The sequence below is a fragment of the Nocardioides lentus genome, from assembly GCF_039529515.1.
In the GTDB taxonomy this organism is placed as follows: Bacteria; Actinomycetota; Actinomycetes; order Propionibacteriales; family Nocardioidaceae; genus Nocardioides; species Nocardioides lentus.
The window spans coordinates 97,358-109,650 of sequence record NZ_BAAAMY010000006.1; the positions used below are offsets into that span (position 1 = coordinate 97,358).

Annotated in this window: 12 protein-coding genes; 10 read left to right on the plus strand and 2 right to left on the minus strand. The window is 73.5% G+C overall.

Features of this window, described 5'->3' with window-relative positions; genetic code table 11:
* Nucleotides 1-187 precede the first annotated feature (187 nt).
* From ABD158_RS13790 to ABD158_RS13805, 4 genes are all read left to right on the plus strand, one after another.
* A complete protein-coding gene (locus ABD158_RS13790) occupies nt 188-1,969 on the plus strand; it encodes an acetolactate synthase large subunit (RefSeq protein WP_344008102.1) in 1,782 nt (593 codons plus the stop codon).
* On the plus strand, nt 1,966-2,508 hold the full coding sequence (ilvN, locus tag ABD158_RS13795) for an acetolactate synthase small subunit (RefSeq protein ID WP_344008103.1): 543 nt from the start codon (nt 1,966-1,968) through the stop codon (nt 2,506-2,508). Before ABD158_RS13790 ends, ilvN begins: the two co-directional genes overlap by 4 nt.
* A 62-nt stretch (nt 2,509-2,570) precedes the next feature.
* Complete coding sequence (gene ilvC / locus ABD158_RS13800; protein WP_344008104.1) at nt 2,571-3,602, plus strand: ketol-acid reductoisomerase; 1,032 nt, start codon at nt 2,571-2,573, stop codon at nt 3,600-3,602.
* 149 nt (nt 3,603-3,751) lie between these two features.
* Nucleotides 3,752-4,306: a dihydrofolate reductase family protein gene (locus ABD158_RS13805; RefSeq protein WP_344008105.1), complete on the plus strand. Its 555-nt coding sequence runs from the start codon at nt 3,752-3,754 to the stop codon at nt 4,304-4,306.
* A gap of 214 nt (nt 4,307-4,520) precedes the next feature.
* Here the strand turns inward: ABD158_RS13805 and ABD158_RS13810 are convergent, their stop codons facing one another.
* A complete protein-coding gene (locus tag ABD158_RS13810; RefSeq protein WP_344008106.1) occupies nt 4,521-5,264 on the minus strand; it encodes a hypothetical protein in 744 nt (247 codons plus the stop codon).
* A gap of 113 nt (nt 5,265-5,377) precedes the next feature.
* On the opposite strand from ABD158_RS13810, the gene efeU reads away from it, so the two are divergent.
* The 3 genes from efeU to efeB are packed head-to-tail and all read left to right on the plus strand — an operon-like array spanning nt 5,378 to nt 8,783.
* Entirely contained in the window at nt 5,378-6,250 is an 873-nt protein-coding gene (efeU, locus tag ABD158_RS13815) for an iron uptake transporter permease EfeU (RefSeq protein ID WP_344008107.1), read from the plus strand.
* 9 nt (nt 6,251-6,259) lie between these two features.
* On the plus strand, nt 6,260-7,468 hold the full coding sequence (gene efeO, locus ABD158_RS13820; protein ID WP_344008108.1) for an iron uptake system protein EfeO: 1,209 nt from the start codon (nt 6,260-6,262) through the stop codon (nt 7,466-7,468).
* A 19-nt stretch (nt 7,469-7,487) separates the two neighbouring features.
* Nucleotides 7,488-8,783, plus strand: a complete 1,296-nt coding sequence (gene efeB, locus ABD158_RS13825; RefSeq protein ID WP_344008109.1) for an iron uptake transporter deferrochelatase/peroxidase subunit — start codon at nt 7,488-7,490, stop codon at nt 8,781-8,783.
* Nucleotides 8,784-8,926: 143 nt separating this feature from the next.
* Here the strand turns inward: efeB and ABD158_RS13830 are convergent, their stop codons facing one another.
* Nucleotides 8,927-9,496: an O-methyltransferase gene (locus ABD158_RS13830; protein ID WP_344008110.1), complete on the minus strand. Its 570-nt coding sequence runs from the start codon at nt 9,494-9,496 to the stop codon at nt 8,927-8,929.
* 427 nt (nt 9,497-9,923) lie between these two features.
* Between ABD158_RS13830 and ABD158_RS13835 the strand changes: the two genes are divergently transcribed.
* Genes ABD158_RS13835 through ABD158_RS13845 form a run of 3 tightly spaced genes read left to right on the plus strand, consistent with a single transcriptional unit; the run spans nt 9,924 to nt 12,290 of the window.
* Nucleotides 9,924-10,049, plus strand: coding sequence for a hypothetical protein (locus ABD158_RS13835; RefSeq protein WP_344008111.1), 126 nt, complete (start codon nt 9,924-9,926; stop codon nt 10,047-10,049).
* A 22-nt stretch (nt 10,050-10,071) separates the two neighbouring features.
* A complete protein-coding gene (locus ABD158_RS13840) occupies nt 10,072-11,157 on the plus strand; it encodes a 3-isopropylmalate dehydrogenase (protein ID WP_344008112.1) in 1,086 nt (361 codons plus the stop codon).
* Nucleotides 11,158-11,213: 56 nt separating this feature from the next.
* Nucleotides 11,214-12,290 carry a branched-chain amino acid aminotransferase gene (locus tag ABD158_RS13845; RefSeq protein ID WP_344008113.1) on the plus strand — a complete coding sequence of 359 codons (1,077 nt, stop codon included), beginning with the start codon at nt 11,214-11,216 and terminating at the stop codon, nt 12,288-12,290.
* Nucleotides 12,291-12,293 lie beyond the last annotated feature (3 nt).

Here is a 12,293-nt window from a genome sequence, read left to right on the forward strand (position 1 = left end):
TCGGTTGACGGCGCGTGAGGGCGAGGTGGACCGTAGCGTCATGCGACGGATCCTCCTCGTACCCACAGACGCGTGAGCTGAGCACCGCCTCACCCACGCGTCCGCCCCTCGCCGCCGTCAGGCCGAGGGGTTTTTTGTTGGGCGGACGATGGACCCGACGGACACCACTACCCGAAGGACGGACGAGATGAGCCAGGCCGAGCCGATCACCGGCGCCCAGAGCCTGATCCGGTCGCTGGAGCACGCGGGGGCCGACAACGTGTTCGGCATCCCGGGCGGCGCCATCCTCCCGGCGTACGACCCCCTCATGGACTCGCCCACGATCCGGCACATCCTCGTCCGCCACGAGCAGGGCGCGGGCCACGCCGCCCAGGGCTACGCCGCGGCGACCGGTCGGGTCGGCGTGTGCATGGCGACCTCCGGTCCCGGCGCGACCAACCTCGTCACCCCGCTCGCGGACGCCCACATGGACTCCGTCCCGATGGTCGCCGTCACCGGCCAGGTCGGCGCGGCGATGATCGGCACGGACGCGTTCCAGGAGGCCGACATCCGGGGCATCACGATGCCCATCACCAAGCACAACTTCCTGGTGACCGACCCGGCCGAGATCCCGCAGAAGATCGCCGAGGCGTTCCACATCGCCAGCACCGGCCGCCCCGGTCCCGTCCTCGTCGACATCGCGAAGTCCGCGCTGCAGGCCGAGACGACGTTCCGGTGGCCCACCGAGCTGCACCTGCCCGGCTACCGGCCCGTGACCCGGCCCCACGCCAAGCAGATCCGCGAGGCGACCCGGCTGATCCTCGAGTCCCGCCGCCCCGTCCTGTACGTCGGGGGCGGCACGATCCGGGCCCGCGCGAGCAAGGAGCTGGCCGAGCTGGCCGCGCTCACCGGCATGCCGGTCGTCACCACCCTGATGGCGCGCGGCGCCTTCCCCGACAGCCACCCCCAGCACCTGGGCATGCCCGGCATGCACGGCACCGTGGCCGCGGTCGCGGGCCTGCAGCGCAGCGACCTGATCATCAGCCTCGGCGCCCGCTTCGACGACCGCGTCACCGGCAACCTGGACTCCTTCGCCCCGCAGGCGAAGGTCATCCACGCCGACATCGACCCCGCCGAGATCGGCAAGAATCGCACGGCCGACGTGCCGATCGTGGGCGACTGCCGCGAGGTCATCTCCGACCTGCTCGCGGCGCTGCGCGCCGAGGCCGACGCCGGGCACACCGGCGACTACGAGGCCTGGGTGGAGTTCCTCGCCGGCGTGAAGCAGAAGTACCCGCTCGGCTACGACGAGCCGACCGACGGCAGCCTCGCCCCGCAGTACGTGATCGAGCGCCTGGGCGCGATCGCCGGCCCCGACGCGATCTACGCCTCCGGGGTGGGCCAGCACCAGATGTGGGCGGCGCACTTCATCGACTACGAGAAGCCCAACACCTGGATCAACTCCGGCGGCCTCGGGACGATGGGCTACTCCGTGCCCGCCGCGATGGGCGCCAAGGTCGGCTGCCCCGACACGACCGTGTGGAGCATCGACGGCGACGGCTGCTTCCAGATGACCAACCAGGAGCTCGCGACCTGCGCGATCGAGGGCATCCCGATCAAGGTCGCGATCATCAACAACGAGTCGCTCGGCATGGTCCGGCAGTGGCAGACGCTGTTCTACAACGAGCGCTACTCCAACACCGACCTGCAGAAGGCCGGCCCGCGCGTGCAGCCCGGCACCCGGGTCCCGGTGCCCAACTTCCCGATGCTCGCCGAGGCCTACGGCTGCGTGGGCCTGTCGTGCGACTCCGCGGGCGACGTCGACGCGACGATCACCAAGGCGATGGAGATCGACGACGTGCCCGTGGTGGTCGACTTCCGCGTCCACCGCGACGCGATGGTGTGGCCGATGGTGGCCGCGGGCCACAGCAACGACGACATCAAGTACGCCCGCGACCTGGCCCCCGACTTCGACGAGGACGACCTGTGAGCACCCACACCCTGTCCGTCCTGGTCGAGGACAAGCCCGGCGTCCTGGCCCGCATCGCGGGCCTGTTCAGCCGTCGCGGGTTCAACATCGACAGCCTCGCCGTGGGCCCGACCGAGCACCCGGACGTGTCGCGGATGACCATCGTCGTCAGCGTCGAGTCGTTCCCGCTGGAGCAGGTGACCAAGCAGCTCAACAAGCTCGTCGAGGTCATCAAGATCGTCGAGCTCGAGCCCGGTCACGCGGTCAACCGCGAGCTGCTGATGGTCAAGGTCCGCGCCGACGCCGCCACCCGCGGCCAGGTGATCGACACCGTCCAGCTGTTCCGGGCGAAGGTGGTCGACGTGGCCCCCGACGCCGTCACCATCCAGGCCGTCGGCAACGCCGACAAGCTGGCCGACTTCCTGCGCGTGCTGGAGCCCTTCGGGATCCGCGAGCTCGTGCAGTCCGGCATGGTCGCCATCGGGCGCGGCTCCCGCTCCATCTCGGAGCGGACCGTGCGCCCGGTGCCGGCCCCCGCCCCGCCGCCCCGCGCGGTCTGAGCGGCCCCCCGACGTACCACCCACCCACCCGACGCACCACCGACGAAGGAGCCCGATACCCCGTGGCGCAGATGTTCTACGACGACGACGCCGACCTCTCGCTGATCCAGAACAAGTCCGTGGCCGTGATCGGCTACGGCAGCCAGGGTCACGCCCACGCGCTCTCCCTGCGCGACTCCGGGGTCGACGTCCGGATCGGTCTCCAGCCGGGCTCGAAGAGCACGGCGAAGGCCGAGGCCGAGGGGCTGCGCGTCGTCACGCCGGCCGAGGCGGTCGAGGAGTCCGACGTCGTCGTGATCCTGGCCCCCGACCAGCACCAGCGGAAGCTGTACGCCGAGGAGATCGAGCCCCACCTGGCCGAGGGCGACACCCTCGTGTTCGGCCACGGGTTCAACATCCGCTTCGGCTACATCACCCCGCCCGAAGGCGTCGACGTCTTCATGGTCGCCCCCAAGGGCCCCGGCCACCTCGTGCGCCGCGAGTACGTCGACGGCCGCGGCGTGCCCGTGCTCGTCGCCGTCGAGAAGGACGAGACCGGCAACGCCTGGCCCCTCGCGCTGTCCTACGCGAAGGCCATCGGCGGCCTGCGCGCCGGCGGCATCAGGACCACCTTCACCGAGGAGACCGAGACCGACCTGTTCGGTGAGCAGGCCGTGCTCTGCGGCGGCGCCTCCCAGCTGGTCCAGTACGGCTTCGAGACCCTGATCGAGGCCGGCTACCAGCCGGAGGTCGCCTACTTCGAGTGCCTCCACGAGCTGAAGCTGATCGTCGACCTCATGTACGAGGGCGGCATCGCCAAGCAGCGCTGGTCCATCTCCGACACCGCCGAGTACGGCGACTACGTCTCCGGCCCCCGCGTGATCACGCCGCAGGTCAAGGAGAACATGCAGGCCGTGCTCGCCGACATCACCAACGGCTCCTTCGCCCAGCGCTTCATCGACGACCAGGACGCGGGCTCCCCGGAGTTCAACGCCCTGCGCGAGAAGGGCGCCCAGCACCCCATCGAGAGCACCGGCAAGGAGCTCCGCAAGCTGATGGCCTGGGTCAAGAGCCACGACTCGGACTACGTCGAGGGCTCCGCCGGCCGCGGCTGACCCCCGACCTCCGCGGCCCCGGCCGCCCCGTTCGACGGGGCAGCCGGGGCCGCAGCCGTGTGCGTCCCGCGGCAGCCCCGGCCCGACCGATGAGTCTCGGGGTCGGGGAGGGTCGGACCAGGCACCCACCCCCAGCGCGAGGAGCAGCCATGGCCCGGATCGTCGTCACCACCTTCCTGTCGCTCGACGGGGTCATGGACTCGCCCGGCGGGGGTGAGCACCCTCGGGCGGGGTGGACCTTCCAGGAGGTCGCGTTCGACGAGGCGGCGTACGCCATCAAGGGTCGCGAGACCGAGGAGGCGACGGCACTGCTGCTGGGGCGGGTGAGCTACGACGAGTTCGCGCCGGTGTGGCCGTCGATGGAGGAGTTCGCGCACTACAACGCGATCCCCAAGTTCGTCGTCTCCTCCACCCTGAGCGACCCCGGGTGGCACAACACCTCGGTGCTGCGCTCGCTCGACGAGGTGGCCGCCCTGAAGCAGGAGCACGACGGGCAGATCCAGGTGCACGGCAGCGCCCGGCTCGCCCAGGGGCTCGCCGCCGCCGGTCTCGTGGACGCCTATCACCTGCTCACGTTCCCGGTGGTGCTCGGCTCGGGCAAGCGGCTGTTCGACGACGGCGCGGAGCAGCCGAGGCTGCGACCGGTCGAGCAGGCGACGTACGGCAACGGCGTCACCCTCGGCGTGTACGACGTCGTCCGCTGACGGGGGCGGCCGTCCCGTCCGCTCGGCCATCGGCAGCCTCGACGGCTCCCTGGCCGACGCCGAGGGTGGTCCGACCGGGCCGTGCCCACCGCCCGCACGCTGCTGGACCCCCGGCGCTTCGGCGACGGGATGGTCCGGGTGCGCCACGACGTGCTCGGCCCGTCGTCCGGCCGAGGGACCCCGAGGGGCCCACCGACGGTCGCCACCGGGTCTCTCAGCGGCGGTCGGCGGCCCGGCCGAACCGGTCCAGCAGGCGGGCGTTGTCGCGCGCCTCCGCCTCGACCCTGCGGACGACCCGCTCGGTCCCGCGCCCCGCCAGCGGCAGGTCGTCCGCGCCGGGCCGGGCCGACAGCTCCATCACCTGCGACCACAGGACGACCTCGCCGCGACGGGACACGACGTCGACCAGGAGCACCGGGTCCGTGGCGCCGTCCGTGCGCAGCACCTGGCTGCGCAGCAGCGTGCCCGCGGGGAGGCGGGGACCGACCCGCGGGTCGGGGGCGAGGGCGGTCAGCTCGGAGGTCGAGACCCGCAGGCCGTCGATGCGCACGCAGGGACCCTCCACCCGCAGCCGCCGGACCCAGGCGCGCGCCGCGTCGGCGTCGGCGTACAGGGTCAGCTCGCGCCTGACGGTCGACCCGCCCACCAGGCGGAGGTCGGCGGCGCGGTCGTCCACCCGGGTGCCGGACGGCGGGCTGGGCCGCCCCTGCGGTCCCGTGCAGAGCGTGCCGGACGCCCCCCGGAACCGCGCCACGACGCCGCTCGGGATCTCCGCTCCCGCGGCGCCCCCGGTCGGGCGGGGGAGCACCGGCAGGGACGAGGTGGGTGCCCCCGGCCGGTCGGCGCTGCCGGGACCCGGGGCGTCCACGTCCCCGGAGCACCCGGGGAGCAGGGCCAGCAGCAGGGCCGCGGTGGCTGTGCTGGCCGTGGTGGCCGTGGTCGTGCGGTGTGCTCCCACGTCGCCCCCGTCCGGTCGTGGGTCGAGCCTAGGCGGGCGCGCCGCCGAACCTGTGAGGATTCACAGGAAGTTTGGTGAGGCAAACCTAACTTCCGGCACTAGGTTGAGGTCTCGTGCTCGCCAACTTCCTCATCGGCCTCCGCGAGGGCCTCGAGGCGGGGCTGGTCGTCTCGATCCTGATGGCCTACCTCGCTCGCTCCGGCCGCAGCCACCTCGTGCCGCGCGTGTGGGCCGGCATCGCGCTCGCCGTCGGCGTCTCGCTGGCCTTCGGCGCCCTGCTGACCTACGGGCCGCGCGGCCTGACGTTCGAGGCGCAGGAGGCCATCGGCGGGACCCTGTCGATCGTCGCCGTCGGCTTCGTGACCTGGATGGTCTTCTGGATGGCGCACGCCGCCCGGTCGCTGTCGGGCCGGCTGCGCGACCGCGTGGACGTCGCCGCCGAGGGTGGCTGGTTCTCGTTGGCCCTCATCGCCGCCCTCGCCGTGGGCCGGGAGGGGCTCGAGACCGCGCTGTTCCTGTGGTCGGCCAGCCAGGCGGTCGCCGGCGGTCCCGGCGGCACGGGGTCCACCTGGCAGCCGCTGCTCGCCGCGCTCGCGGGCATCGTGGTCGCCGTCGCGCTCGCCTACCTGCTCTACCGCGGGGCGATCCGCCTGGACCTGACCCGGTTCTTCACGTGGACCGGCGCCTTCCTCATCGTCGTCGCCGGCGGCGTGCTGTCGTACGGCGTCCACGACCTGCAGGAGGCCGGGATCCTGCCCGGGCTCAACTCCTACCTGTTCGACGTCTCCGCGCAGGTGCCCGCCGGGTCCTGGTACGGCGTGCTGCTCAAGGGCACCGTCAACTTCTCCCCGGCCACGACCCACCTCGAGGCCCTCGCCTGGGTCGCGTACGTCGTGCCGACGATGACGCTCTTCCTCCTCGCCGCCCGGCGACGCCGCACCGCCGGCCGCCCCGCCGCGACCACCCCCGTCCCCACGCCCAGCTGAGGTCCCGCCATGCCCCGCGCCCTGCCGTCCGCCCCGTCCCGCCACCGCCTGGCGCTCCTCGCGCTCACGGTGCTCGCGGTGCCCGCCCTGGCCTCCTGCACCGAGAACGGCGCCGGCGGTGCCGGTGACCCCGGCGGCCCCGGCGGCGACGAGCGCACGGTCAGCGTCGCGTCGACCGCGGACGCCTGCGAGATGTCCGCGGTCGAGGCCCCCGCCGGCACGCTGCGCTTCGACGTCACCAACGAGGGCTCGGAGGTCACCGAGTTCTACCTGCTCGCCGAGGACGGCCTGCGCATCGTCGCCGAGGTCGAGAACGTCGGGCCGCAGCTCTCCCGCCAGCTCGTCGTCGACGCGCCCGCGGGGGAGTACGTCACCGCCTGCAAGCCCGGCATGGTCGGCGAGGGCATCCGGTCGTCGTTCACCGTCACGCCCTCCGACGAGGAGGTGGAGGTGCCGGCCGACGAGCAGGAGCTGGTCGATCGCGCCGAGGCCGGCTACCAGACCTACGTGCAGGACCAGTCCGACCAGCTGCTGGTGAAGACCCGGCAGTTCGCCGAGGCCTACACCACCGGGGACGACGACGCCGCCCGCGAGCTCTACCCCCGCGCCCGCACCCACTGGGAGCGCATCGAGACCGTCGCGGAGTCGTTCGGCGACCTCGACCCGCGCATGGACGCCCGCGAGGCCGACCTGGAGCCCGGCCAGCGCTGGACCGGCTGGCACCGCATGGAGAAGGACCTCTGGCCCGAGCGCGCCGGCGACTACACCCCGCTGAGCGACGCCCGACGCCAGACGTTCGCCGACGCCCTCGTCGCCGACACCGAGGAGCTCGACGGGCGCATCGGCGACCTGGAGTTCAGCGTCGACCAGATCGCCAACGGCTCTCGCGGCCTGCTCGAGGAGGTCGCCACGGGCAAGGTCACCGGCGAGGAGGAGTACTGGTCGCGCACCGACCTGTGGGACTTCCAGGCCAACGTCGACGGCGCCAGGGTCGGCTACGACGGCGTCGCGCCGATCGTGACCTCCAAGGACGCCGAGCTCGCCTCCCAGCTCGAGCTGCGCTTCGCCGACCTGCAGGAGCTGCTCGACGCCCAGCGCGTCGGCGACGGGTTCACGTCGTACGACGACCTGACCCGGCGCGAGGTCCGCGACCTCGCCGACGCGGTCAACGCCCTGTCCGAGCCGCTCTCGCGCCTCACCGCGACGGTGCTCGCGTGAGCGCCGACGCGGACCGGTCGTGACCGCCCGGCTGAGCCGCCGCGGACTGCTCGGCGGCGGGGTCGCCGCCGCCGGGCTCGCCGGCGCCGGCGTGGCGGGCGCCTACGCCGCCGGGGGGCTCTCCGGCGTCACCGGCGGACCTGACGGACCGACGGGCAGCGGTGCGGTCGCGGAGCGCTACCCCTTCCGCGGGGCCCACCAGTCGGGGATCGTGACCCCCGCCCAGGACCGGCTGCACTTCGCGGCGTTCGACGTCACCACCGACGACCGGGACGCACTCGTCGCGCTGCTGACCACGTGGACCGCCGCCGCCGAGCGGATGACCGCCGGCGGACCGGCCGGGCCGGTCGGGCCCGTCGAGGGCGCCGCCGACCTCCCGCCCGACGACACCGGCGAGGCCATCGGCCTCCCCGCCGGCGGGCTGACGCTGACGTTCGGCTTCGGGCCCTCGTTGTTCCGCGACGCCGACGGCCGGGACCGGTTCGGTCTCGCCGAGCGTCGGCCGGCGTCCCTGCGCGACCTGCCCCCCTTCCCGGGCGACGAGCTCGTCGCCGCCCGCAGCGGCGGAGACCTCTGCGTGCAGGCCTGCGCCCAGGACCCGCAGGTCGCGGTCCACGCGATCCGCAACCTGGCCCGCGCCGGCTTCGGCACGGTCGCCGTGCGCTGGTCCCAGCTCGGCTTCGGGCGGACCTCCAGCACCACCGCCGGCCAGGACACGCCCCGCAACCTGTTCGGCTTCAAGGACGGCACCGCCAACGTGCTCGCCGAGGAGACCCGGGCGGTCGACGACCACGTGTGGGTCGGCGCCGACGACGACCCGGCGGCGGGCTGGCTGGCCGGCGGGTCCTACCTCGTCGCCCGCCGGATCGCGATGAACATCGAGACCTGGGACCGCCAGACCCTTGCCGAGCAGGAGGCCGTCGTCGGGCGCAGCAAGGGCACCGGCGCCCCGCTCTCCGGCGGCGACGAGCACACGCCGATCGACTTCGCGATGCCCGGCAGCGACGATCAGCCGATCGTCGCCAGGGACGCCCACGTGCGCGTCGTCCACCCCGACCACCACGGGGGCGCCCGGATGCTGCGACGCGGCTACAACTTCGTCGACGGCACGACCGACCTCGGCGCGCTGGACGCGGGCCTGTTCTTCCTCGCCTTCGTGCGCGACCCGCTCACCGACTTCGTGCCCGTGCAGCGGGCGATGTCGCGCAGCGACGCGATGATGGAGTACCTCCAGGTCACGGGCTCCGCGCTCTTCGCGGTGCCGCCCGGCGTCGCCGAGGGCGAGCAGCACGTGGGTCAGGCCCTCTTCGCCTGACCGCCGGCCCGACCCGCCGAGTCGTCACGAGATCCCCGTCGGTGGCGGGATGTCGCGCCGGCTCGGCCGTCGTACGGCGGGATGTCGCGCCGGCGCGGCCGTCGTACGGCGGGACGTCGCGCCGGCTCGGCGTGGGGCGGGGCTCAGCGCCGGGTGGCGATGACCGCGGAGGCGTCGGGGGCGACCATCACCTCGGCGGCGGTGAACCGGTCGTCGGTGAGCCACTGCTCGCGCAGGGTGTCGACGCGGCCGTTGGCGATGGGCGGCCAGAACTCGCACGGGGTGAAGTCGTCGAGCACGACCACGCCGGCGGGGCCGACGAGGTCCGCGATGTCGTCGACGCCCACGCCCTCGGGGTCGCCCGCGTCGACGAAGAGCAGCGAGAACGGCGCGCGGTCGCGCAGGGTCGACCAGTCCGCGGCGATCACCTCGACCTGGTCGTCGTCGACGAAGATCTCGGCGGCCGCGTCGGCCAGCCGCGGGTCGAGCTCGGCGCTGACGAGGCGGACGTCGTCGCTGCGCACGCCCGAGCGCAGCCAGGCCGCGCCGACCCCGGTGCCGGTGCCGAACTCGGCCATCGTCCCGGTGCGGGTCGCGGCCAGCGTGGCCAGCAGCCGGCCGGTCTCGTTGCGGCAGAAGGAGGCGTAGCCGGCGCGGCGGGCGACGCCGAACGCGCGCTGCACGATCTCGGGCAGGTCCGGCGGCGCACTCATCGACCTCAGTCTGGGGGCACCCCCTCGGGCGAGACTCCTGTCTCGGATGCTGGGACCGTCGGCGTCGGACCGCTGACAGCGTCGCGGGGGCGGCGTAACGTGCCGAGCATCATGCGGAGCGTGCTCGTACTCATCGACTGCCGCGGCGAGGCCTGACAGAGGCCACCTCGCCGCGGCGTTCGGCGTTGCGCAGGCCTCTTCCAGCCCCACCAGCCTGATCGGCTCGTCCCTCCTCAGCAGGGCGGCCGTGGCTCCGCGCCGGGTCCCGTACCCGCACACCTCCTGGTCCGGCCAGGACGGCCTCGCCCACCACAGCGACCCCCGTCCCGGCCTCCCCGGCGCGGAGCCGACACCCCGCGAGGCCCACGCCCCGGGGACCACACCGACAGGACCGCCCGAGGGGGCGGTCCGGACCAGGAGAACCGCGATGTACGACATGTACCCCGACTGGGGCCCCGCCCGCCACGACCCGACCCACCCCTCCAGCTCCAACGCGCTGCAGGAGGCGATGGACCGTCGCGACGAGGGTGGACCGCGCCCCGACGACAACTGAGGACTCGCTAGCGTCTGCCGGCATGACCGACAACGCGACCGCGCCCGTCAGCCCGCCCTCCGGCACCGTCCCGCTCGCGGTGGTGCCCGGTGACGGGATCGGGCCGGAGGTCACCACCGAGGCGCTCAAGGTGCTGCAGGCGGTGACCCCGGCCGGGGTCCGCTTCGAGCCGACGCACTACGACCTCGGCGCGGACCGCTACCTGGCCACCGGCGAGGTCCTGCCCGACACGGTGCTCGCCGAGATCCGCGAGCACGACGCGATCCTCCTCGGGGCGGTCGGCGGGAAGCCGGGGGACACCCGGCTCCCCGCCGGCATCCTCGAGCGCGGCCTGCTGCTGCGGCTGCGCTTCGAGCTCGACCACTACGTCAACCTGCGACCGACCCGCCTGTTCCCCGGCGTCACCTCCCCGCTGGCCGACCCCGGCGAGGTCGACTTCGTCGTCGTCCGCGAGGGCACCGAGGGCCCCTACACCGGCAACGGCGGCGCCCTGCGCGTCGGGACGCCCGCCGAGGTCGCCACCGAGGTCTCCGTCAACACCGCGTACGGCGTGGAGCGGGTCGTGCGCGACGCGTTCGCCCGGGCGCAGCGCCGGCCCCGCAAGAAGCTGACGCTGGTCCACAAGACCAACGTCCTGGTCCACGCGGGCGCCGTGTGGAGCCGGATCGTCGGCGAGGTGGCGGGCGAGTTCCCCGACGTCGGCGTGGACTACCTCCACGTCGACGCCACCATGATCTTCCTGGCGACCGACCCCGCCCGCTTCGACGTGATCGTCACCGACAACCTGTTCGGCGACATCGTCACCGACCTGGCCGCCGCCATCTCCGGCGGCATCGGTCTCGCGGCGTCGGGCAACGTCAACCCCGACCGCACGGCGCCGTCGATGTTCGAGCCCGTCCACGGCTCGGCCCCGGACATCGCCGGCGAGCAGAAGGCCGACCCGACGGCGGCGATCCTCTCCGTCGGCCTGATGCTCGACCACCTCGGCCTGCCCGAGCAGGCGCAGGCCGTCGAGCGGGCCGTCCTGGACGACCTCGCCGCGCGCACCCCCGGCGCGACCCGTCGTACGGCCGAGGTCGGCGACGCGATCGCCGGCCGCCTCGCCTGAGCGAGCCCCCACCCATCGAGAACGGCCCCCCTCCGAGAACGGATAGCGTGCGCGACATGCAGATCAGCACCACCCCGAACCCCGCCCCGGTCCCCGACGAGCGGCTCGCCGAGATCCTCGCGGCGCCGGGCTTCGGCACCCACTTCACCGACCACATGGTCACGGTGGAGTGGACCCCCGAGCAGGGGTGGCACGACGCCCGCGTCACGCCGTACGGGCCGCTGAGCATGGACCCGGCCACGGCCGTCCTGCACTACGCGCAGGAGATCTTCGAGGGGATGAAGGCCTACCGCCACGACGACGGCTCGGTGTGGACCTTCCGCCCCGAGGAGAACGCCGAGCGGATGGTCCGGTCCTCGCAGCGACTGGCGCTGCCGGTGCTGCCGACCGAGGACTTCGTCGCCGCCGTCGACGCGCTCGTGGCCGTCGACGAGCGCTGGGTGCCCGACGCGACGGGGGAGAAGAGCCTGTACCTGCGGCCGTTCATGTTCGCCTCCGAGGTCTTCCTCGGCGTGCGCCCGGCGCAGCACGTGACCTTCATGGTCATCGCCTCGCCGGCGGGCGCCTACTTCAAGGGCGGCGTGCAGCCGGTCTCGCTGTGGCTGACCGAGGAGTACACCCGCGCCGGCCGCGGCGGGATGGGGGCGGCCAAGACGGGCGGCAACTACGCCAGCTCGCTCGTGGCCCAGCAGGAGGCCATCGCCCACGGGTGCGACCAGGTGGTCTTCCTCGACGCGGAGCACGGGCGCTACGTCGAGGAGCTCGGCGGGATGAACCTGTACTTCGTGCACCGCGACGGCCACATCTCGACCCCGGCGACCGGGACGATCCTCGAGGGCATCACCCGAGCGTCGATCATCGAGCTGGCCCAGAAGGCGGGCCACCAGGTCGAGGAGCGGCGCTTCTCGATCGACGAGTGGCGCGACGGCGTGACCTCCGGCGAGATCACCGAGATCTTCGCGTGCGGCACCGCCGCGGTCGTCACCCCGGTCGGTGCGCTGCGGTGGGACGGCGGCGAGGTCCCGGCGACCACCGGCGGCTCGCCCGTCGCGCTGGCGGTGCGCCAGGCGCTCGTCGACCTGCAGTACGGGCGTGCCGACGACACGTTCGGGTGGATGCACCGCGTCGTCTGAGCC

Excerpts from the sequence above, each read along its gene's own strand:
- ABD158_RS13790 (WP_344008102.1), top strand. The coding sequence starts at position 188 with ATGAGCCAGGCCGAGCCGATCACCGGCGCCCAGAGCCTGATCCGGTCG.
- ABD158_RS13805 (WP_344008105.1), top strand. The coding sequence starts at position 3,752 with ATGGCCCGGATCGTCGTCACCACCTTCCTGTCGCTCGACGGGGTCATG.
- efeO (WP_344008108.1), top strand. The coding sequence starts at position 6,260 with ATGCCCCGCGCCCTGCCGTCCGCCCCGTCCCGCCACCGCCTGGCGCTC.
- ABD158_RS13830 (WP_344008110.1), bottom strand. The coding sequence starts at position 9,496 with ATGAGTGCGCCGCCGGACCTGCCCGAGATCGTGCAGCGCGCGTTCGGC.
- ABD158_RS13835 (WP_344008111.1), top strand. The coding sequence starts at position 9,924 with ATGTACGACATGTACCCCGACTGGGGCCCCGCCCGCCACGACCCGACC.
- ABD158_RS13840 (WP_344008112.1), top strand. The coding sequence starts at position 10,072 with ATGACCGACAACGCGACCGCGCCCGTCAGCCCGCCCTCCGGCACCGTC.
- ABD158_RS13845 (WP_344008113.1), top strand. The coding sequence starts at position 11,214 with ATGCAGATCAGCACCACCCCGAACCCCGCCCCGGTCCCCGACGAGCGG.